The sequence below is a fragment of the Rhodanobacter soli genome (genome assembly GCF_040548735.1).
Lineage (GTDB): Bacteria > Pseudomonadota > Gammaproteobacteria > Xanthomonadales > Rhodanobacteraceae > Rhodanobacter > Rhodanobacter soli_A.
This window is the reverse complement of the sequence record NZ_JBEPSD010000001.1, coordinates 1,437,764-1,458,451: the sequence shown is the minus strand read 5'-3', so window position 1 is coordinate 1,458,451 and position 20,688 is coordinate 1,437,764. Positions and strand designations below refer to the sequence as shown.

At 68.4% G+C, this 20,688-nt stretch carries 23 protein-coding genes; 9 read left to right on the top strand and 14 right to left on the bottom strand.

Annotated elements, in window-relative coordinates; genetic code table 11:
- Positions 1–4 precede the first annotated feature (4 nt).
- The 3 genes from ABIE04_RS06775 (at position 5) to ABIE04_RS06765 (ending at position 1,967) form a co-directional block, all read left to right on the top strand.
- Positions 5–400, top strand: coding sequence for a hypothetical protein (locus tag ABIE04_RS06775; RefSeq protein ID WP_354547786.1), 396 nt, complete (start codon positions 5–7; stop codon positions 398–400).
- Between the two features lie 141 nt (positions 401–541).
- A complete protein-coding gene (locus ABIE04_RS06770) occupies positions 542–1,174 on the top strand; it encodes a thymidine kinase (RefSeq protein WP_354547785.1) in 633 nt (210 codons plus the stop codon).
- A gap of 22 nt (positions 1,175–1,196) precedes the next feature.
- Entirely contained in the window at positions 1,197–1,967 is a 771-nt protein-coding gene (locus ABIE04_RS06765; RefSeq protein WP_354547784.1) for a hypothetical protein, read from the top strand.
- Between the two features lie 143 nt (positions 1,968–2,110).
- On the opposite strand, the gene mutM is transcribed toward ABIE04_RS06765, so the two are convergent.
- The 5 genes from mutM to ABIE04_RS06740 are packed head-to-tail and all read right to left on the bottom strand — an operon-like array spanning position 2,111 to position 6,336.
- Positions 2,111–2,938, bottom strand: coding sequence for a bifunctional DNA-formamidopyrimidine glycosylase/DNA-(apurinic or apyrimidinic site) lyase (mutM, locus tag ABIE04_RS06760; protein ID WP_354547783.1), 828 nt, complete (start codon positions 2,936–2,938; stop codon positions 2,111–2,113).
- Between the two features lie 16 nt (positions 2,939–2,954).
- Positions 2,955–3,446 carry a hypothetical protein gene (locus tag ABIE04_RS06755; RefSeq protein ID WP_354547782.1) on the bottom strand — a complete coding sequence of 164 codons (492 nt, stop codon included), beginning with the start codon at positions 3,444–3,446 and terminating at the stop codon, positions 2,955–2,957.
- Positions 3,447–3,449: 3 nt separating this feature from the next.
- Complete coding sequence (locus tag ABIE04_RS06750) at positions 3,450–4,805, bottom strand: GldG family protein (protein WP_354547781.1); 1,356 nt, start codon at positions 4,803–4,805, stop codon at positions 3,450–3,452.
- The gene (locus ABIE04_RS06745; RefSeq protein WP_354547780.1) at positions 4,805–5,575 is read right to left on the bottom strand and encodes an ABC transporter permease; all 771 of its coding nucleotides are present in this window, start codon (positions 5,573–5,575) and stop codon (positions 4,805–4,807) included. The genes ABIE04_RS06750 and ABIE04_RS06745 overlap by 1 nt, the downstream gene beginning before the upstream one ends.
- Positions 5,572–6,336 (bottom strand): ABC transporter ATP-binding protein, encoded by a 765-nt coding sequence (locus tag ABIE04_RS06740; protein WP_354547779.1) that lies wholly within the window; start codon positions 6,334–6,336, stop codon positions 5,572–5,574. The genes ABIE04_RS06745 and ABIE04_RS06740 overlap by 4 nt, the downstream gene beginning before the upstream one ends.
- 174 nt (positions 6,337–6,510) lie before the next feature.
- On the opposite strand from ABIE04_RS06740, the gene ABIE04_RS06735 reads away from it, so the two are divergent.
- Positions 6,511–7,704 (top strand): DesA family fatty acid desaturase, encoded by a 1,194-nt coding sequence (locus ABIE04_RS06735; protein WP_354547778.1) that lies wholly within the window; start codon positions 6,511–6,513, stop codon positions 7,702–7,704.
- Positions 7,705–7,788: 84 nt separating this feature from the next.
- The gene (locus tag ABIE04_RS06730) at positions 7,789–8,901 is read left to right on the top strand and encodes a saccharopine dehydrogenase family protein (RefSeq protein WP_354547777.1); all 1,113 of its coding nucleotides are present in this window, start codon (positions 7,789–7,791) and stop codon (positions 8,899–8,901) included.
- Here the strand turns inward: ABIE04_RS06730 and ABIE04_RS06725 are convergent.
- From ABIE04_RS06725 to rpmB, 4 genes are all read right to left on the bottom strand, one after another.
- Positions 8,891–9,307 (bottom strand): thiol-disulfide oxidoreductase DCC family protein, encoded by a 417-nt coding sequence (locus tag ABIE04_RS06725; RefSeq protein WP_354547776.1) that lies wholly within the window; start codon positions 9,305–9,307, stop codon positions 8,891–8,893. The two genes, ABIE04_RS06730 and ABIE04_RS06725, sit on opposite strands and share 11 nt — an antisense overlap.
- Positions 9,297–9,848: a DUF4166 domain-containing protein gene (locus ABIE04_RS06720; RefSeq protein ID WP_354547775.1), complete on the bottom strand. Its 552-nt coding sequence runs from the start codon at positions 9,846–9,848 to the stop codon at positions 9,297–9,299. The genes ABIE04_RS06725 and ABIE04_RS06720 overlap by 11 nt, the downstream gene beginning before the upstream one ends.
- 190 nt (positions 9,849–10,038) lie before the next feature.
- A complete protein-coding gene (gene rpmG, locus ABIE04_RS06715; RefSeq protein WP_007513765.1) occupies positions 10,039–10,206 on the bottom strand; it encodes a 50S ribosomal protein L33 in 168 nt (55 codons plus the stop codon).
- A gap of 10 nt (positions 10,207–10,216) precedes the next feature.
- Positions 10,217–10,453: a 50S ribosomal protein L28 gene (gene rpmB / locus ABIE04_RS06710; RefSeq protein ID WP_056388163.1), complete on the bottom strand. Its 237-nt coding sequence runs from the start codon at positions 10,451–10,453 to the stop codon at positions 10,217–10,219.
- Positions 10,454–10,748: 295 nt separating this feature from the next.
- Here rpmB and secB point away from each other — a divergent pair, with 295 nt between their 5' ends.
- From secB to ABIE04_RS06695, 3 genes are all read left to right on the top strand, one after another.
- A complete protein-coding gene (secB, locus tag ABIE04_RS06705; protein ID WP_354547774.1) occupies positions 10,749–11,252 on the top strand; it encodes a protein-export chaperone SecB in 504 nt (167 codons plus the stop codon).
- Between the two features lie 9 nt (positions 11,253–11,261).
- On the top strand, positions 11,262–12,287 hold the full coding sequence (locus ABIE04_RS06700) for an NAD(P)H-dependent glycerol-3-phosphate dehydrogenase (protein WP_354547773.1): 1,026 nt from the start codon (positions 11,262–11,264) through the stop codon (positions 12,285–12,287).
- A gap of 112 nt (positions 12,288–12,399) precedes the next feature.
- Entirely contained in the window at positions 12,400–15,417 is a 3,018-nt protein-coding gene (locus ABIE04_RS06695) for a DEAD/DEAH box helicase (RefSeq protein WP_354549802.1), read from the top strand.
- Between the two features lie 9 nt (positions 15,418–15,426).
- On the opposite strand, the gene ABIE04_RS06690 is transcribed toward ABIE04_RS06695, so the two are convergent.
- The 4 genes from ABIE04_RS06690 to glk all read right to left on the bottom strand — a co-directional run bounded on the left by ABIE04_RS06690 (position 15,427) and on the right by glk (position 18,872).
- Entirely contained in the window at positions 15,427–15,747 is a 321-nt protein-coding gene (locus tag ABIE04_RS06690; RefSeq protein ID WP_354547772.1) for a hypothetical protein, read from the bottom strand.
- 105 nt (positions 15,748–15,852) lie between these two features.
- Complete coding sequence (locus tag ABIE04_RS06685; RefSeq protein ID WP_354547771.1) at positions 15,853–16,536, bottom strand: HAD family hydrolase; 684 nt, start codon at positions 16,534–16,536, stop codon at positions 15,853–15,855.
- A gap of 23 nt (positions 16,537–16,559) precedes the next feature.
- Positions 16,560–17,804: a hypothetical protein gene (locus ABIE04_RS06680; protein ID WP_354547770.1), complete on the bottom strand. Its 1,245-nt coding sequence runs from the start codon at positions 17,802–17,804 to the stop codon at positions 16,560–16,562.
- A 51-nt stretch (positions 17,805–17,855) separates the two neighbouring features.
- The gene (gene glk / locus ABIE04_RS06675; protein WP_354547769.1) at positions 17,856–18,872 is read right to left on the bottom strand and encodes a glucokinase; all 1,017 of its coding nucleotides are present in this window, start codon (positions 18,870–18,872) and stop codon (positions 17,856–17,858) included.
- A 198-nt stretch (positions 18,873–19,070) separates the two neighbouring features.
- Between glk and hemB the strand changes: the two genes are divergently transcribed.
- Entirely contained in the window at positions 19,071–20,063 is a 993-nt protein-coding gene (hemB, locus tag ABIE04_RS06670; RefSeq protein WP_354547768.1) for a porphobilinogen synthase, read from the top strand.
- A gap of 63 nt (positions 20,064–20,126) precedes the next feature.
- Here hemB and ABIE04_RS06665 read toward each other — a convergent pair whose 3' ends face one another.
- Positions 20,127–20,507 (bottom strand): tautomerase family protein, encoded by a 381-nt coding sequence (locus ABIE04_RS06665; protein ID WP_354547767.1) that lies wholly within the window; start codon positions 20,505–20,507, stop codon positions 20,127–20,129.
- Positions 20,508–20,688: the final 181 nt, after the last annotated feature.

Here is a 20,688-nt window from a genome sequence, read left to right as displayed (position 1 = left end):
GCATATGACTTTTGCGAAGGATTGTGCGAACTCCATGAGTGCAAGGAACAGCAATACGGCAATACGATATGCTTGTTCGGCGGCGATGCTTCTGGCGTCTGCCATGGTTGTCGGCCTGCAGTTTTTATATACCGGCGGTCAGATATGCCATGCTGCCATGATGGTTTATAAGGTAGGAGGATTTGTCCCGCATCTGATTAGTTTTGGCAGGTTCGGTGTTTTGCTTTACCTGGTTGTAGCCGTGGCTGTTGCCATGGGACTTTCGGTGTTCATCAGGCGCCGAGGTGGTGCGCGGCATGCGAAGGTCGCGACGTGCCTTCTCGTCCTTTCGCTGGCAAGTACCCTTTCTTTTGTTGTCTTGATCGTCATGCCAAGTTCGGACGTCGTATTCAGGTCGTGACCAGGCGAACCCTCGTGCCATAGGGCGCTTTGATCTTCCGGTAGGCCAGAGCTTTCCTTGCCGGGGACTCCCTTCGGGTGCAGTTAGAAGCGTCGACCCATGGCCGCGCTATTATGCAAAGTCTTCAACCGAACGCTCCCCATGGCCAAGCTCTATTTCTATTACTCGGCGATGAATGCCGGCAAGACCACCACCCTGCTGCAGAGCGCGTACAACTACCACGAGCGCGGCATGCGCACGCTGATCCTCACGCCGGCGCTCGACAACCGCTTCGGCGATGGCGTGGTGGCCTCGCGGATCGGCCTGAAAGCGCATGCACGGCGCTTCCGCGGCGACGAGAACCTGCTGGCGCTGGTGGAGGCCGACATCGCATCGCATGGCCCGCTGCACTGCGTGTTCGTCGACGAGGCGCAGTTCCTCGCCAAGCCGCAGGTGTGGCAACTCAGCGACGTGGTCGACAAGCTCGGCATCCCGGTGCTGGCGTTCGGCCTGCGCACCGATTTCCGTGGTGAACTGTTCGAGGGCAGCCGCTACCTGCTGGCTTGGGCCGACGAGCTGCAGGAGATCAAGACGATCTGCCACACCGGGCGCAAGGCCACCATGGTGGTGCGCGTGGATGAACACGGCCGCGCCGTCACCGACGGCCCGCAGGTTGAGATCGGCGGCAACGAACGCTATGTCTCGGTGAGCCGCGCCGAGTTCAAGAAGATCAGCGCGGGCCACGGCCGCATCGAGCTGCAGCAGACCGTGCTGCCGCTGGGTGAACGCGAATGAACCGACCCATCAAGGAACCTGCATGAGCGAAGCCATCACATCCGTCAGCTGGCCGCGACCGTACTGGCAGCCTGGCGAAGACGAGGCCGTGCTGCAGTTCTACGTGTTCGGCAAGTTCGAGCCGGAGCTGTTGATCCCGTCGCCGCGCTACGGCAGCCCGGGCCTGCCCGCGGGCGTCGAGATCCAGCGTTTCCAGAACGCGGTGCTGCGCCAGTGGGAGGGCTACCCGCTGAACGGCGCGCTGGGTCAGTTGGTCAAGGAGGACACGCCCGAGGCGTTCGAGGACGCGCGCATCGCGCCGGAGGTGCTGGTGGTGCGCGGCGTGCTGAAGGACGGCGCCAGCCTCGACTACCTGCGCGACACGCTCGGCGTGCTGGCCGGCATGCTCGACGTGGGCGGCACGGCCATCCTCGATCCGCAGGTCCTCACTTTGTTCGACGCGGCGCACTGGCGCCGCCACTACCTGGTCAAGGACGGCGCGCCGCCGCGCCACCATGTGCTGATCCTGCGCAGCAGCGAGGCGGCCGCCGACCGCTCGTGGATCCATACCCGCGGCATGCGCAAGTTCGGCCGTCCGGACATCAGCCTGCGCAACGTGCCCGACCGCGATGTCGACCGCGCCGGCGTGCTGTGCGAGCGGCTGGTCGAACTGCTGTCGCTGGGCGCGCACTTCAGCGCCGGCCAGCCGCTCGAGGTCGAGGGCTTGCCCGACGGCCTGGTGGCGCAGCCGGGTGGCAGCCTCGACGATCCCGAGTTCAACAACACCCACGTCGAGTTCCGCTGGCCGGAGTGACCCGCCGGTTCATCGCTGGCAGTGCGGTCAAGCGAGTAGGGCGGGCAATGCCCGCCGCCTTTGGCGTGTGACGTGCACGAAACGGAGCAGGCGGGCAGTGCCCGCCCTACATTCTCGGCCGGCAGCGGTTTCGTCACCCATCCCTAGCGCTGACAGTGCGGACACCAGAACGTCGAGCGCTGCCCCAGCGTGACCTGCCGGATCGGCGTGCCGCAGACGTGACACGGTTCGCCCGCGCGGCCGTAGACCATCAGTTCGCGGAAGAAGTAGCCGGGTGCGCCGTCGGGGTTGAGGAAATCGCGCAAGGTGGTGCCGCCGCGTTCGATCGCCCAGGCCAGCAGGCGTTTCACCTCGGCGGCCAGCCGTGCGTAGCGCGCCCGCGAGACGCTGCCGGCCGGCTTGCGCGGATCGATGCCGGCGCGGAACAGCGCCTCGCTGGCGTAGATGTTGCCCACGCCGACGACGACCGCGCTGTCCATCAGGAACAGCTTCACCGCCGCGGTGCGGCCGCGCGAGAGATGCCACAGCAGGTCGCCGTCGAATGCGTCGGTCAGCGGTTCCGGACCCAGCTTCGCCAGCAGCTCGTGCGTCTCGCCCAGCGGCTGCCACAGCAGGCAGCCGAAGCGGCGCGGGTCGGTGAAGCGCAGGATGCGCGGCGCCTGCGCCAGCGTGCGTTCCAGCGCGATGTCGACGTGGTCGTGCTTGCCCACCGGCGCGTCCGGCGGCAGCACGCGCAGCACGCCGGACATGCCCAGGTGCAGCAGTGCGCTGCCGATCCCGGTGCGCAGGAGCAGGTATTTCGCGCGACGCTCCACCGCGTCGATGCGCTGGCCAGGCAGCAGCTCGCTGATTTCCGGCGGGATCGGCCAGCGCAGGTCGGGCCGGCGCAGGATCACGCCGGTGACGCGGCGGCCGATCAGGTACGGCGCGATGCCGCGGCGGGTGGTTTCGACTTCGGGCAGTTCAGGCAAGTTGTTGTCCCGCGGCTCAGTGCAGCTCGGTGGTCGCCGTCGCCGGCGAGCGCGGCACGTAGCGCGACGATACCAGCGCGATCCGCTGGCCCACGCGCACGTAGTGCTGCGGCCCGGTGACCGAGCTTTCGCCGAACTCCAGTTCCTGCCCATCCAGCACCAGCACTGCCCGCGGCGGTGCCAGGCCGATCTTCGCCGGCTCGAAATCGCTGGCCGGGCGCCAGCTCAGCACGTGCGCCGCGGCGGTATCGGCCAGGTCGCTGAGCCGGGCGTCGATGGCGCGCGCCGGCGTGCCGTCGGTACGCCACCAGTGGCCGCCGCGCTTTTCGTAGTGCAGGGTCGGCGCGCCGGGCAAGGTCAGCGCAATGCGGCTGATGCCGGCCGGGTCGAGCGTGGTGAGGTTGCCGGTCTCGTTGCGCGCGTCATGCTGCCATTGCCAGCCGGCCAGCAGGGACAAGGCCAGTACGGCGAGCAGCAGGAACAGGCGTTGGCGGGTGCCGCGTTTCATCGTTCAGCGGCGCCGCCGGCGCCATGCGATCAGGCCGCCGATCAACAGCAGCAGCACGGGCAGTGCGACCAGGAAGCCGAAGCTCAGCGCGTTCAGTTCGGTTTGCGAAATCTGCAGCAGCCGGTCCGGCGCGCCGCGTGGCGGCAGCTCGACCAGCTTGTCGTCGCCGAGCAGCCAGTCGAACACGCGCTCGCCCAGCGCGCGGTTGCCGCCGTTGCCGAGGAAGGTATTGGACAGGAAATCGCCGTCGCCGATCACCACCGCGCGCTGCTCGCTCTTGTCCGGGCTGGGCGACAGCCGGCTCAGCGCGAAGCCGAAGTCCAGCGGCCCCTTCAACTCGCCGGCGTCGGCGTCGAAGCGGATGTCCGAGGGCTTGCCGTTGTCGATCGGCTGGAACTCGGTCCAGCTCTGCGCGCCGGAGCGCAGAAACGGTTTGACCGCCCAGCCGCCCTGCGTCGACTGCGCCAGCGCGGACACCTGCGGAAACAGCGTGGTCAGGGTGAAGCCGCGGGTGATCGCCTGCGGCGGGTAGTCGCCCAGCGCGATCAGGCGCGGGTCGTGCAAACCCAGCGCCGCGCCGGAGCCGTCGACCAGCACGCCGGGCAACACGCGCACGCCGAGCGCGTCGGCCAGCGGCTTGAGGCCGAGGTCGTCGTTCGCCGGTTCGCTCAGCCACAGCAGGTTGCCGCCATTCTGCACGTAGGCGACCAGCGCCTGCACCGCGCCCGGCGGCAGCGTCAGGCTGGGACTGGCCAGCACCAGCAGATCGGTGTGCTCGGGCACCGCCGTCACCTGCGCGAAGTTCAACGGCACCGCACGCATGCCGCGCGCTTCCAGCTGTGCCATGAAGGTACCGAGGTCGGCGTTCGCCTGGCCGTCGGCGCGGCGCTCGCCGTCGCCGGTGACGAAGGCCACGATGCGGTCGCTGCCACGCAGCAGGCGCTCCAGCGCATTGGTGAGGCTGCGTTCGGACAACTCGTCCAGGCGTTGCTCGCGATCCTTGTAGTGCAGGATCAGCGCGCCATCGACGGTGATTCCCAGCTCGCGCATCTTGGCCGGGTCCAGCTGCGGGTCGACGAAGCGCAGGCTGAGGTCGGGCTTCACCGCCTGGTAGCGCTGCAGGAACCCGGCCACGGTCTGGCGCAGGTCGCCCTGCGGGTTCGCATAGCTGACGATTTCCACCGGGCCGTCGAACCTGGCCAGCACCGCGCGGCTTTCCGCCGACAGGCTGGTGCGGCCATTCGCGGTCCAGTCGGCCTGGTGCGCGTAGCGCGTGCTGAGGTAGCCGATAGCTGCGGCCGCCAGTATCAGCAGCAGCGCGAACAGCCAGCCATCCAGACGTCTGAATAGGTGGCGCATCAGCCGCGCTCCCTGTCGGCGTTCAGCCGGCGCGTGGCCAGCGCCAGCGCCAGTGCGATCAGCAACGCGAACCACACGATGTCGGTGCTGGAGACCAGTCCGCGCAGCAACGGCTGCAGGTGCGTGCTCATCGCCAGCCAGTTGATCGCGCCGCCGTTGATGCCGGCCATCTGCGCGCCCAGGTTCACGCTCCACAGCGCCAGCGCGATCACCAGTGCGGCGGCGGCGGCGAGCGCCGGGTGCGAGGCGAAGCTCGAACAGGCCACGCCGATCGCGGCCAGCGCGGCCAGCATCAGTGCCAGGCCCAGCGTGGCGGCGGCCAGCTTGCCCCAGTCGAAGTGCGTGGCGTGCATCAGCGCCAGCGGCATCGCCAGGGTCAGCGCCAGCCACAGCAGCAGCCAGCCCAGCACGGCCACGTACTTGCCCAGCACGATGCGCGAGGCCGGCACGCCGGCGGCGAACAGCAGCGGCAGGGTGCCGTTGCGGCGTTCGCCGGCGATCACCGACATGCACAGCAGCGGCACCACCAGGAACGCCAGTTGGGCGAGCTGGCCCAGCAAGGGCACGCCGACCAGGTCGATGAAGCCGGGCCCGTCCGGCAACGCGGCGCGCTGGATCTGCCCGGCCAGGAAACCGCCCAGCAGCAGGGTGAAGTTCCATGCCAGCCAGGCCAGGGTCAGCGCCGCCAGTACCCAGGCTAGCGGGCGTACCAGCAGCCGGCGCCATTCCAGTCGCGTCACGGCGACGGTGCTCATGAAAGCGCGGCTCATGCGGCGCGCGCCGATTCGGTGCTGCCGTTCATCGCGATCCCGAAAAAGGTTTTCTCCAGCGCGGCATGGTCGTCGGCGTGCACCGCGCCATCGTGACGCAGGGTGCCTTCGTGCAGGATCGCCACGCGATCGCAGACCGCGGTCACCTCGGCGAGCAGGTGGGTGGACAGGATCACCGCGGTGCCGCCAGCGGCCTGCTCGCGGATCAACTCGCGCAGCGCGGCGACTTGTACCGGATCGAGCGCGTTGGCCGGCTCGTCCAGCACCAGCAGGGCGGGACGATGCAGCAGCGCGCAGGCCAGGCCCAGCCGCTGGCGCTGGCCTTGCGACAGCACGCCGGCCAGGCGCCGGGCCAGCGGCTGCAGCTCCAGCCGCTCGACGATGGCGGTGCGCGCCTGGCGCAGTGCGGCGCCGGCCAGCCCGCGCAGGCGGCCATGCGCGTCGAGATGCTCCTCGACGCTGAGCTCGGCCCACACCGGCGCGCGTTCCGGCAGCCAGCCGATCTGCGTGCGGGCCAGTTCGGGGTGTTCCAGGAAATCCTCGCCGTTCAGCTCGATGCCGCCGCTGTCGGGGCGCAGCGCGCCGGCGATCATCGACAAGGTGGTCGACTTGCCGGCGCCGTTCACGCCCAGCAAGCCCATCACCTGGCCGCTTTGCAGGCTCAGGCTCAGGTCCTGTACCGCAGTGCGGCCGGCGCGGCGGCGGCTGAGCCGGTCCAGTTGCAAGATAGTCCTGGGTGAATCGGGAGCATTCGGAGTCATTGCGTGATTGTCACGGCGCCCCCATGGTTAAACAACAGGCGCCGGCCGCGGACGCGAATAACGTCACCTTAGCGCCCCACTCTTGACCGACTGCTATGATTCGTGGTCAACACCATGCTGGCGGGTACGGAAACCCCTGATTTAGACTGATTTATCCCTCACCCGGTGCTATCCATGCTGAACGCGGTACTCAATTTCCTCAACGATGGTCTCACCGGCGCAAGCTGGGGCCAGATGCTGGTGTATCTGCTGGTCATGACCCAGCTCACCATCTTCACGGTGACCCTGTATCTGCACCGCAGCCAGACCCATCGCGGCGTGGATTTCCACCCGGTGCTGGCGCACTTCTTCCGTTTCTGGGGCTGGCTCACCACCGGCATGGTCACGCGCGAGTGGGTGGCGGTGCATCGCAAGCACCACGCCAAGGTCGAGACCGAGGAAGATCCGCACAGCCCGATGATCTACGGCATCAAGAAGGTGTTCTGGGACGGCGTCTCGCTGTACCGCGACGCCTGCGAGTCGAAGCAGGACATGGAGCAGTACGGCCGCGGCACCCCGGACGACTGGGTCGAGCACAAGGTTTATGGCGCGCATCCGTACTGGGGGCCGACCCTGATGCTGCTGATCAGCATCGCGCTGTTCGGCGTGATCGGTGCCGCGCTGTGGGCCGTGCAGATGATCTGGATCCCGTTCTGGGCTGCCGGTTTCGTCAACGGCATCGGCCACTGGGCTGGCTACCGCAATTTCGAGAGCGCCGACACCGCGCGCAACCTGATCCCGTGGGGTTTCTGGATCGGCGGTGAAGAGCTGCACAACAATCACCACGCGTTCCCCAGCTCGGCCAAGTTCGCGCTGCGCAAGTGGGAATTCGACATCGGCTGGGCGGCGATCTGCGGCCTGCGCGCCGTCGGCCTGGCCAAGGTGCTGCGCGTGGCGCCGTCGCTCGACGTGCGCCCGAACGTGCGCCTGCCCGATGCGGAGACGCTGAAGGCCGTGCTCACCCACCGCTTCCAGGCGATGACCGACTACTACCGTGGCGTGATCCTGCCGACCATCAGCGACGAGGCACAGCACGCCGGCGAAAGCATCAAGTCGATGCCCCGCCGCATGCGCCTGGCGCTGGCCGACGGCGGCCGCTGGCTGGACAACGAAGGCCGCGACCGCATGCAGGCGGTGCTGGCCAGGCGGCCGACCCTGAAGACCGTGTGCGATTTCCGCAATCGCCTCGCGGCCCTGATGGAGCAGCGCGGCGCCGAGCAGGCGCTGAAGGGCCTGCAGCAGTGGATCCATGAGGCCGAAGAGAGCGGTATCCGCTCGTTGCAGGAATTCGCGCAGCGGCTCAAGGGCTACAGCGTCGCGACTGCCTGACCCTCGCGGCATAAGTCATGCACCAGCAAAACCCGCCCGATGGCGGGTTTTGTTTTTGAGAGAGTTGGACCACTGGGGAAGTGGATGAGCCTGCGCGTATTGCTGATCGGTGCCAGCGGCGTATTCGGTTCGCGCATTGCTCGCCAGCTGGCCGGCGATCCGCGTTTTCGCCTGACGCTTGCCGGCCGGCAGTTGGGCAGCCTGACTGCGCTGCGGGAAAGCCTGGGTGATCCGTCGGTGCAGCTGGCCGCACTCGACGTGGTGGCGGGCGGACTGGCCGAAGCGTTGGCAGCGCTGCGGCCGCAACTGGTGATCCACGCCGCCGGTCCGTTCCAGGCGCAGGACTATCGGGTGGCCGAGGCCTGCCTTGCCTGCGGCAGCGACTATGTCGATCTCGCCGACGGCCGTGATTTCGTCAGCGGCATCGGACGTCTGGACGGCCAAGCGAAAGCGGCCGGCCGCCTGCTGGTCAGCGGTGCATCCACGGTGCCGGCGCTCGGCAGTGCGGTGGTGGATGCCTTGCTGTCGCGGTTCCGCGCGCTGGAAACCATCGAGCACGCCATCAGTCCGGGCAATCGCACGCCGCGCGGCGATGCCACGGTGGCGGCGATCCTCGGCTATTGCGGTCGCCCGCTGCGGCTGTGGCGCGACGGCCGCTGGCAGCGTGGTCATGGCTGGATGTCGACGCGTCGACAGACGTTTCCTTTCGGCCGGCGCTGGGTCGGCCTGTGCGACGTGCCGGATCTGGAATTGTTCCCGCTGCGCTATCCCGGCGTGCGCGGGGTGGCGTTCCGCGCCGGACTGGAACTGCGCCGCTTGCACTTCGGCACGCTGGCCGCGGCATGGCTGGTGCGGCTGGGCGTAATCCGCGACCTGGCGCGGCATGCACCGAGGCTGCGCCGGATCAGCGAGTGGTTCCTCGGCGCCGGCAGCGACGTGGGCGGCATGGTGGTGGAGCTGGCCGGCCGCGATAGCCAAGGCAAGCCGCTGCGATTGCGCTGGTCGCTGAGTGCGGCGGCGGGCGATGGCCCGCGGATTCCCGCCACGCCGGCGGTGGTGCTGGCGCGCAAGCTTGCCGATGGCGCGTTGTCCCCGCGAGGCGCGATGCCGTGCATGGGCCTGTTCACGCTGGACGAGGCCCTGGCTGCGCTCGATGGTTACGCGGTCGACACGCAGCTGGAGGTGCTTACGGCATGAAGCGTGCGCGCTGCTCCGGCGCGGGCAGGAAACAGGCGCGGCTTTGTCCGAAGATGCGGTAGCGATGGCGGGCGACGAAGCGGTACGTCGGGTCGCGCAGCCAGCGCGGCACCAGCCGCATCGCGCGGCCCAGCCAGCGCCAGCGGCGCGCGCCCAGGCCGTGCAGCACCTGGGCGATCGCGTCGCTGTCGGTGTAACCGCGGCCGCCTTCCACCAGCAGGAAGGACAGCGGCGACTCCGGATCCAGGCCGTGCGCGAGCAGCAAGGCGCGGCCGCTGTCGGATTGCATCGAGGCAAAGTGGTAGCGCGCTGCGCGATCGTGTTCCAGCAGGAAACGCACCCAGCGGCTGCACAACAGGCAGACGCCGTCGAACACGATCACCGGCGATGGGTATTCACTGCTCATCGGGCAATGGCTCCAGCCAGCCTTCGTAGGCGATCAATTGCCCCAGCACGGGCAGGCGCACATCGACGCTGAAATGGTAGCGGCCGTCGTGCATGCCGCTGCGCGAAAGCACGTGGCCGCGCAAGGCGCGCGGCATCGGCATGCCGAACACATGCAGGCTGCGCAGCTGCCAGTCGATCGTGTCGCCGTCGCGACGCAGCGCGAAACCCAGGGTGGCGGCGCCCAGCCGTTCGTACAGCAAGGGTGAGCCAGCGCGGCGATCGAGCACGGATTGCATGCGTCGGCCGGTGAAGCGGCGGGTCCACACCTCGCATGTGCCGTTGCGTTCGATCGTCAAGGCCAATGCCTGCCGCGGAGCCGGCGCAGGCAGGCCGAGCAGGCGGCGCAGGCAGCGTGCGGGGAAATGGCTGGCGCCGGCGACGTCGGCCGTGCCGTTCGCGCGCAGCATCGGTGCGGCTCCGTGCATCGCCCGTACGACGGCGGGCAATGAGCGCCAGGCGTCGTCGCCGAGCAGGGTGGGGAACAGGGCGAGGGAGGTCATCCGGGGATGATGCGGGATAGACAGGCTTCGGGCAAAAGAAAACCCGCCGGGCGGCGGGTTTTCCTGGAGGAATCAAGATCGCTGTTGCGGATGCAGTGGCAAGCAAAGCAAGAGCAAGAGCAAGAGCGATCCCTGCCTTCGCAGGGATGACCAAATGGCTAGCCACGCGCTGCGCGCGTGGGCCATTTGGTCACTTGATCTTGCCTTCCTTGTAGATCACGTGCTTGCGCACGACCGGGTCGTACTTCTTGAACTCGAACTTTTCCGGCGTGTTCTTCTTGTTCTTCTGCGTGGTGTAGAAGTGGCCGGTGCCGGCCGAGGAGATCATGCGGATCTTGTCTTGCGATTTGTTAGCCATGGCTCAATCCTCAGACCTTGTCGCCGCGGGCGCGCATCTCGGCAATCACGGCCTCGATGCCATTCTTGTCGATCGTGCGCAGGGCGTTGTTGGAAACGCGCAGCTTGATCCAGCGATTCTCGCTGGGAACCCAGAAACGACGCTCATGCAGGTTCGGCAACCAGCGGCGACGGGTACGGTTGTTGGCGTGCGAGACGTTGTTGCCGCTCTGCACACCCTTACCGGTGACTTGACATACACGGGCCATGACGACCTCCGTAATTCTTGATTGACACCCGTTGGCCAGGGTGAGATCGGCCCAGCGGCGCCATGCGCCACGCGATGCTGGAGTTGTCGCAACGCATGGTCGTGAGGTCCGTACCGCGTGGCGGACCGCCCGGAAGCACCGGGTCGACAGAGGCGAGCCGCGTATTCTCGCAGAAAAACAAGGCTATGCGCAATCTTCCCGGGTTCCGTGGCTGTCTTTCGGCGTGCGCGCCGCGGGGATGTATGGAACAATCGTCCTCTTTTTATACACACGACCCAGACCCGAGGAACTCCCGATGGCACAAGAGATCACCAACGACCAGGCCAACGGCCAGGCCAGTCAGCCGCAGCTGGTGATGCAGAAGATCTACGTGAAGGACGTGTCCTTCGAGGCGCCGAATGCGCCGCAGATCTTTCAGGAGATCGACGAGAAGGACCAGCCGCAGGTGCAGCTGAACCTGGGCCAGAAGGCCTCCGACCTCGGCAACAACCTGTACGAAGTGGTGCTCAGCCTCACCCTCACCTGCACGATCGGCCAGCGCACCGCCTACCTGGCGGAAGTGGAGCAGGCCGGCCTGTTCGGCATCGCCGGTTTCAACGAGATGGACCACGCCGGGATCATCGGCAGCTATTGCCCGAACCTGCTGTTCCCGTATGCCCGCCAGGTGATCTCCTCGCTGGTGCTGGAAGGCGGCTTCCCGCCGTTCCTGCTGCAGCCGATCAACTTCGACGCGCTGTTCGCCGAGCAGCAGCGCCGCGCGATGGGTGGCGACGACGCCCCGGCCACGCTCAACAGCTGAGCCGTGTCCATGGCTGAAAACCCGAAGCTGACCGTCCTCGGGGCCGGCTCCTGGGGCACGGCGCTGGCGGCGTTGAGCGCGCGCAACGGCGTGCCGACCACGTTGTGGGGGCGCGACCGCAAAGCGTTGGCGGCGCTGGCGGCGAGCCGCTGCAACCAGCGCTACCTGCCCGATATCGAGCTGCCCGCGGAGCTGATCTGCGAAAGCGACCTGGCCCGCGCCGTGCATGGTGCCGGCATCGTGCTGATCGTGGTGCCCAGTCACGCGTTCGCCGCGATGCTGGCCGAGCTGGCGCCGCTGCTCGACGCGGATACCGCAATCGCCTGGGCGACCAAGGGCTTCGAGCCGGGCACCGGCCGCTTCCTGCACGAACTGGTGGCCGAACGGCTGCCCGGTCACCCCGCGGCGGTGGTCACCGGCCCGTCGTTCGCCAAGGAAGTCGCTGCCGGCCTGCCCAGCGCGGTCACCGTGCACTCGGACGACGCGGCATTCGCGCAACAGCTGGCCACGCTGCTGCACGCGCCGAACCTGCGCGCGTATTCCGGCGGCGACGTGCTCGGCGCCGAACTCGGTGGCGCGATGAAGAACGTGCTGGCGGTTGCCACCGGCATCGCCGACGGCATGCAACTGGGCTTGAACGCCCGCGCCGGCCTGATCACCCGCGGCATGAACGAGATGCTGCGCCTGGGCATGGCGCTGGGCGCGCGGCCGGAAACGCTGATCGGCCTGTCCGGTCTCGGCGACCTGGTGCTCACCTGCACCGGCGACCTTTCGCGCAACCGCCGGCTCGGCCTCGCCCTGGGCCAGGGTGTGGCGATCGACGACGCGGTGCGCCGGATCGGCCAGGTGGTGGAAAGCATCCTCACCGCCGATGAGGTGGCGCGGCTGGCCGACAAGCATGGCCTGGACCTGCCGATCAGTGCCGGCGTGCGCGCCGTGCTGCACGGCGAGGTCACTCCCGTGGAAGGGCTCAAGGCGCTGATGGCGCGCGAGCAGAAGCCGGAATATCCGCAAGGCCTGTTCGGTACCGCCTGAACCATTCGTTGCGCATCCGGGTCGCTGCGATCCGGCTGCGCTTTCGACAGTCGCATCCTGCCCCTGCGCTGCTAAGCTCAATGTTTTGGTCGTCGCAACGGACCGCATGCGCATGCAGCAACCGGACGAAAAACAGCAAGCCGCCCCCACGCCGCCCGGCGAGGACGAAGCCCTGCCGCAGGCATGGCGGCGGTTGCTGGCTGCGCCGAAGCCGGCCGTGACCGACGATCACGGCGTGCTCGGTTTCTTTCTGGAAGTGATGCCGGAAGAAGGCGCCGCGTTCGCCCGACTGGACGTGGCGCCGGTGCTGCTGGCGGTGGTCGAGCATGGCCGCTACGCGCGACCGGCGCCGCTGGACAGCCGGCATCTGGCGCAGTCGTCGCTGCAGCCGCATGAGCAGCGCCTGGCCGCGACCATGCTGGGATTGCCGCAGAGCGTGCGCAAGGGCCGCAGCTATGCGCGCCTCGGCGGCCACGTCGGCGACACCTTGCTGGCCGAGGTCCTGGACACCGCGCCGTGCTTCCTCGGCGGCCTGGCCGGCCTGCGGCTGTCGCGCGGCAAATCGCACCAGCTCAACTGGCACTGGCAGATGGAAGCGGACGGCAGCCAGCGCCTGTTACCGGTGCTGCCGCATAGCCAGCGCCTGCTGCGCATCGACGGGCTGTGGTACCTCGATGCCGAGCGCGCCACCGTGGGCCGTTTCGATGCCGCGACCGAGGAAACCCGCTGGCTGGAATTGCCGCCGCTGAAACACGAGCACGGCCGTCGCCTGCGCAACCGCCTGGCGGGCAGCCGGCTGGCCACGCGGGTGCCGTTGCCGATGGTGTTCGGCGAGGTGCGCCGTTCGGAATTGGCGCCAAAGCCGGTGTTGACCCTGCACGCGCTGACCCGGCACGCCCGGCTGGCCGCCGGTACGCCGCCGCTCGGCTACGCGCGGCTCGCCTTCGATTACGCGGGCGAACGCCTGCCCGGCCGCGGCGGCGAGCCGCTGGTGCGGCGCGTGCGCAACGGCCAGTTGGTCGAGATCATCCGCCGCCGCGCCGAGGAACTCAGCGCGATGGAGCAGCTCGAACGCGCCGGGCTCACCCCGGGCGTCGATACCGAAGGCCTGCCGTGGGACGTGGCCGAAACCCTGCCCGACGACGCCTGGCTGTTTCCCGGCACCGGTTACGCGGGCGCGCTGGAGGTCAACACGCCGGCGCGCTGGCTGGCGTTGCGGCCCAAGCTCGAGGCGGAAAATTTTCAGGTCGAATACGCGCCGAGCTTTCCGTTCGAAGTGCTGGAAGGCCCGGTGCGCTGGTACGGCCAGGCCGTGGAAGACGCCGACGACCATGCGTTCGACCTGGAAATCGGCATCGAACTGGACGGCCAGCGGCACAACCTGCTGCCCGCGGTGGCGCAGGCGCTGGCCGAGCATCAGTTGAACCTCAGCCCGGCGCCGAACGAGCCGGAAGACGCGGTGTGGTACGCGCCGGTCGATGCGCGCCGGCGCGTGCCGGTGCGCCTGAAGGAACTGCGCGGGCTGCTGGCGCCGCTGGCCGAATACCTGGAGAAGCCGCGCAAGAAACTCCATCTGCCACGCGTGCAGGCTGGTCGCCTGGAAGAACTCGTCGCGGCGATGCCCGGCGGCAGCACGCTGGAGGCGGCGGAGCCGCTGCTCGGCTTCGCCGCGCGCCTGCGCGACGCCGCCGAACGCGCCAGCGACGCGGTGCCCGAGGGACTCACCGTCGAGCTGCGGCCGTACCAGCGTGAAGGCCTGCGCTGGCTCAACGCGCTGGCCGAAGCCGGCGTCGGCGGCGTCCTGGCCGATGACATGGGCCTGGGCAAGACGCTGCAGCTGATCACCCATCTGCTGTCGCTGAAGCAGGGCGGCGCGCTGACCCAGCCCGCGCTGATCGTGGTGCCGACCAGCCTGATCCCGAACTGGCAGTCGGAGATCGCGCGCTTTGCGCCGATGCTGCACGTACTGACGCTGCACGGCCCGCAGCGCGCCGAGGAATTTGCCCAGCTCGGCGCGCAGGACATCGTGCTCACCAGCTATGCGCTGTTGCCGCGTGATGTGGTCACCTTGAGAAAACAGCCGTTCGCGCTGATCGTGCTGGACGAGGCGCAGCAGGTGAAGAACCCGCGCACGCAGGCGCGCCGCGCGCTGCTCAGCTTGCGTACGCTGCGCTACGTCTGCCTCACCGGCACGCCGCTGGAAAACCATCTGGGCGAGCTGTGGTCGCAGATCGACCTGGCCGTGCCCGGCCTGCTCGGCGACGAGGGCGCGTTCCGCCGCTACTACCGCGTGCCGATCGAGAAGCAGCACGACGAGGAATGCCAGCAGCGGCTGAACCTGCGCCTGGCGCCGTTCATCCTGCGCCGGACCAAGGCACAGGTGGCGAAGGAATTGCCGCCGAAGACCGAGATCACCCGCCGCGTGGTGCTGGAAGGACGTCAGCGCGAACTCTACGAAGGCCTGCGCCTGTCGCTGGCGGAGGAACTGCGCGAGGTGATCGCGCAGCGCGGCATCGCGCACTCCGGCATCGTGGTGCTGGACGCGCTGCTGAAGCTGCGCCAGGTCTGCTGCGACCCGCGCCTGGTGAAACTGGAAGCCGCGCGCGGCGTGCATGAATCGGCCAAGTTCGAACTGCTGATGGACATGCTGCCGGCGCTGCTCGACGAGGGCCGCAAGGTGCTGCTGTTCTCGCAGTTCACCGGCATGCTGAAACTGATCGCAGCCGAGCTGGATCGCCGGCGCATCCGCTACGTCACGCTCACCGGCGACACCCGCGACCGCGCCGAGCCGGTGCAGCGCTTCCAGAACGGCGAGGTGCCGCTGTTCCTGCTGTCGCTGAAAGCCGGTGGCGTCGGACTCAACCTCACCGCGGCCGACACCGTGATTCACTACGACCCGTGGTGGAACCCCGCCGCCGAGGCGCAGGCCAGCGACCGCGCGCACCGCATCGGCCAGGACAAGCCGGTGTTCGTGTTCCGCCTGATCACCTCGGGCACGGTGGAAGAGCGCATCGAGGAGCTGAAGGAACGCAAGGCCGAACTGGCCGCCGCCGTGCTCGAAGGCGGCGGCAGCCGCGAGAAGCTCAGCTTCGACGAAGGCGACCTGGACGCGCTGCTGGCGCCGGGCTGAACCCGCGCGTCACGACGACGGCGGCAGGCGCGTGCGCAGCAGCGCGTCCACCGACTGCTGCCATTCCGGCGAACCGGGTTTCGACTGCGGCGCCTCCTGGCCCAGCTTGTTCTGCACCGCCCGGTTCCATTCGTCCGAACCGCGATCCGGGCCGTGGCCGTCGTCGCTGATGTTCAGCGACCGATCGACCCACGCATACCATTCCGGGGAACCGAGTGCGGCGTTCGTCGGTGCCGGCTGGCTGGTGGTGCCGGATTGCGGTGGTGCCGGCGAGGGCGAACACGCGGCGAGCAGCAGGGCGAGCGGCAGGCTGGCGACGAGGCGGCGCATGGAAGGCTCCGTGGGCGATTGATCACGAGCCTACTGCGGGTGCGCGCATGGATGATTAATTTTTCATGATGCGCGGCAGCGCGGTTCAGCGAGGGTGGCGGCGGCTCAGTCGCGCGCCGCCACCTCGTCGATGTGCCGCAGCAGGTCGGCCGGGTCGTCGTACACGCGGAACGCGCCGGACTGCTGCAGCTCGGCGTGGCCGTAGCCGCCGGACAGCAGGCCCACGCCGAGCGCGCGGGCACGCTGCGCGGCGAGCATGTCCCACACGCTGTCGCCGATCACCAGCGACTGCTGGATGTCCACGCCCAGCCGTGCGGCGGCGGCGAGGAACAGGTCCGGGTCGGGCTTGGCGTGGCGCACCTGGTCGCGCGTCACCACCGGCACCTTCGCCGGGTCGACGCCGAGCGCCTCCAGGTTGGGCGCGGCGGTTTCCATCCGTCCGCTGGTGGCGATCGCCCACGGGATATTCTGCTCGTCGAGGTAGGCCAGCAGTTCGCGCGCGCCGGGCAGCGGCCGCACCGAGCCCTGCGCGTGCTGCCGGTTGAACGCCTCGGCATGCCATTGGCGCAGGCGGTCGAGGCGGTCCGCGGTGATCTCCAGCCCGGTCTCGCGCAGCAGGATGTTGGCGAACAGCCCGCCGCTCATACCTATCTTGCGGTGGATGCGCCACACCGACAGTTCCACGCCTTCCCGGTCCAGCGCCTCCTTCCACGCCAGCACGTGCTGGTAGACGCTGTCGATCAGGGTGCCGTCGAGGTCGAACAGGAAGGCGGTGTCGTGGCGGGGCATGGGGGTTCTCCGTGGAGGCTGCGTCAACGCAGCAGATCGATCTTGCGCAAGCCGCGCCGGATCGCGTCGAGGTTGCCGCCGGGCGGCCAGCCGACCACGGTGTCGACGACAGTGCCGTGATCGAGGAAGTAGAACGCCGGAGTCTCGAAGCGCTCGACCATCGGCAAGGCGGCGTTGTCGTAGGCGATGCCGAGCCGCAGCGCAGGGTGCGCTTCGTTCCATTCGCGCACGGCATCGAAGGCGGTGACCTCGCTGGGCGGCGCCACCCATTGCCCGTACTCGCGGAACAGATCGCGCAGCAGCGGGTCAGCCTCGATGTCGCGCGCGGCGTTCGCGGCAAAATGGCAGCCGGTCGAGGCCAGCACGATCACCTGCGCCGGGGCGCGGATATTGAAGCGGAAGCGCACCAGCTCGCGCTTGCGCGTGCCCGGCGTGGCGACCCACAGGCTGGGCTGGCCGTTGCGGATGCGGCTGAAGGAACGCATCAACGGCGGCGGGTTGCGTTTGATTGCGGGATGGGCGGCGAGCAATGCGCGGGCCTCGTCGTCGCGATGCGCAATGAGCAGCGCGTCGTAGAAGTCGCTGGCGTGTGGGCGGTCGATGCGGTGGCGGCGCTGCAATTCGGCGAAATCGCGGCGCATGTCGGCGAGGTAGTCCGGCTGGCCGGTGGCCTGGAAGGCCAGCGCCGCCGCGCGGAAGAGGAGTTCCGCGTCGCGGTCGCCGAGCGCGCGCCGGCGCGCGTCGGCCTGCGCCGGCGCGAATTCCGCGGCGTAGCTGTGCGCGACGGCCTGCACCTGTGTAGTGCCGCCGTCGGCGCGTTCGGCGGCCAGCAGACGAGCGTAGGCGGGTTCCAGCGTGCTTGTCGCCGTGTCGTCCGTGGCCGGGCGCGGCGTGGTGAGCGCATCCAGGTCGACGGCGTAGTTTTGCGCGCCGAACAGGCGCAGCAGGGTATAGGCCTGCTCGCGGGTGAGTTCGTAGCGCAGATCGGCGAGGCTCATGCCGCCCAGGCCGTGCTCGCGGTACACCAGACTGTCGAGGAAGCGGCGCCGCGCGCCGGACGTGATCCAGCTCAGCGGCGAGTTCGCCGGCGGCGTGTCGCGTTGATAGGCGTCCAACTCCGCGCGCGAGGCGATCGGCTTGACCGGAATGGCCGGCGCCGCGTTGCGGGTGACGCCGGCGTCCGACGAGGGCGCCGCCAGCGCCGCGAACGGCAGCGCTGGCGCCAGCAGGAAGAGCAGGCGGGTGATGGCGGTATACGGCGTACGCATTTCTCGCATTCCATCGGAAGGATACGCGTCAACCCGTGGCGTCGCAGCGGGCTAGCGCGATGGCAGCAAGGACCGCCCCGACTCCAGCACCGCCAGCGCCGCCGCGCCCAGCAGCCCCGGCTCGGGATTCATGATCGCCTGGGTCGGCACTTTTTCCATGATGTCGCGGAAGCGGCCCTTGGCTTCGAAGCGTTCGCGGAAGCGGCCGCGTTCCAGCCACGGCAGCAGGATCGGAATCAGGCCGCCGGTGAGATACACGCCGTTCCAGGCGCCGAGCGTGAGCACGAGGTCGCCGGCGACGCTGCCGAAGATGCCGGCGAAGGTTTCCACGGTGCGGGTGCACAGCGGGCAACTGTCGTCCTTGGCGCGGGCGGTGATGTCTTCGGGTTTGAGGTCCTCGGGCTGGGCGCCGACGATGTGGCAGATCGCGTCGTAGAGGTTCACCAGGCCCTGGCCGCAGATCAGCCGCTCGTTGGAGACGCGCCCGTACTTGTGGTTGAGGTAGTCGAGGATGGCGATGTCTTCCGGCGAGTGCGCGGCGAAGCCGGCGTGGCCGCCCTCGGTCTGCAGCACGCTGCAATGGCCGCCGCGCACCAGCAGGCCGCCGACGCCCAGGCCGGTGCCCGGCCCGACGATGGCAAAGGTCTGCTCGGCCTCGGCGCCGATGACCGGCCGCGCCAGCTTGCCGACGTCGACCAGGTCGTCGCCCTGCAGCAAGGTCACCGCCATGCTCTGCGCCGCGAAATCGTTCACCAGATGCACGTATTCCAGGTCGAGTGCGGCGGCGGTCTGGTGCGCCGAGATCGCCCAGGGATTGTTGGTGACCTTGACCGTCTCGCCGTCGACGATGCGGCCGGCGGCGGCCACGATGGCGCGGCGCACTTCAAGCCCGGTGTCGGCGAGATACTGCTTCGCGGTGGCGACCAGCGAGTCGTGCTCGGCCACGCGGTAGCGCCGGATGCTGTCGGTGAGCAGGGGCTTGTCGCGTGCAGGATCGGCCACCCCGAAACGGACGTTGGTGCCGCCGAGATCGACGAGCAAGGTGGGGGCGCTGCTGGACTGGCTCATGTAACTTCCTGGCGACGTGAAGCGCCAAGCCTGCCGACGTAACGGCGGTTAGTCCAGTGTTTTGCTGACCGTACGGCGCGGAATGTGCCGCGGTATCCATCGGTGGCCGGCCGCCAGACCGTGGCAAAGTGTCCGGCAGCGACGGGTGCGGCACGCAGCGGCGTAAAATGTCCCGATATCGCCCCACGAGATTCCGCCATGAGCTTCCCCGCTACCCGCATGCGCCGCATGCGCCGCGACGCCTTCTCCCGCGCCCTGATGCGCGAGCACACCCTGTTGCCGAGCGACCTGATCATGGTCGCGTTCGTGATCGAGGGCGAAGGCCAGCGCGAGCCGGTGCCGTCGATGCCGGGCGTGGACCGGCTGTCGATCGACGAGCTGCTGAAGCTGGCCGGCGAGTGCGTGCGCCTGGGCATTCCGGCGCTGGCGCTGTTCCCGTCGCCCGGTGCCGACGTGAAGTCGCTCGATGCCGCCGAGGCCTGGAATCCCGACAACCTGATGCACCGGGCCACTCGCGCGCTGAAGGCGAAGCATCCCGAGCTGGGCCTGATCGGCGACGTGGCGCTGGACCCGTACACCACCCACGGCCAGGACGGCCTGATCGACGGCGACGGCTACGTGATGAACGAGCCCACCGTCGAAGCGCTGATCAGGATGTCGCTGGCCCAGGCCGAAGCCGGCATGGATTTCGTGGCGCCGTCGGACATGATGGACGGCCGCATCGGCGCCATCCGCGACGCGCTGGAAGAAGCCGGCCACATCCACACGCGCATCCTCGCCTACTCGGCGAAATACGCTTCCGCGTTCTACGGCCCGTTCCGCGACGCGGTCGGTTCGTCGGCGAACCTCGGCAAAGGCAACAAGCACACCTACCAGATGGACGTCGGCAACAGCGACGAGGCACTGCGCGAGATCGAGCTGGACCTGCTCGAAGGCGCCGACGTGGTGATGGTGAAGCCCGGCATGCCCTACCTCGACGTGCTGCGGCGGGTGAAAGACACCTTCGGCGCGCCGACCTTCGTCTACCAGGTCAGCGGCGAGTACGCGATGCTGAAGGCCGCCTCGCAGAACGGCTGGCTGGACGAGAAGGCCGTGGTGCTGGAATCGCTCACCGCGTTCAAGCGCGCCGGCGCCGATGCCATCCTCACCTACTACGCGATCGACGCCGCACGGTGGTTGCGCGGGGAATAGGCCACTGGCTTTTGGCATCGGCTTTCGGTTGAAAGCCGATGCCGTTGATGGCCGAGCTGCACATCACGCGTATTGCGCGATACCGTTGCCGAACGACCAGTTCTCCTTCGCCACCTCGACCAGGTTGATGAATACATCTTCGGGACGCAGGCCCGGATCGTTGGAGAAATTCTCCGCGACGCGCCGGTACAGCGCCTGCTTCTGTTCCACCGTGCGGCCGCTGTTGCAGGTGATCTGCACGATCACCAGATCGTCGCTACGGGCGATGCCGAGATAGTTCGGGTCGTAGTCGAACTCGTCGGCGTCGTGCTGGCTGACCAGGATGAAGCGGTCGTTCTCCGGCACGTTGAAGGTTTCGCGCATGGCCTGGTAGATGCCGTGGCGCAGAGCGGCGATGTGGCCGGGCGACTTGCCGCGGCGGAGCGAGATGCGAACCAATGGCATGGCGACTCTCCACGAGAATGGAACATGGTAGATGGGGGCGAACGGTGCGCGCCCAACTCCCATCGGTTTCTGAGGTTGAGGCGTGCGCGCAGCCGAAACCCGAAACGCCATTCCAGCGCGATTGTGACGGGTACGGCAACAACGCCGAGAGCGAAACGCACGGACGCTGCGGACCGTGGCC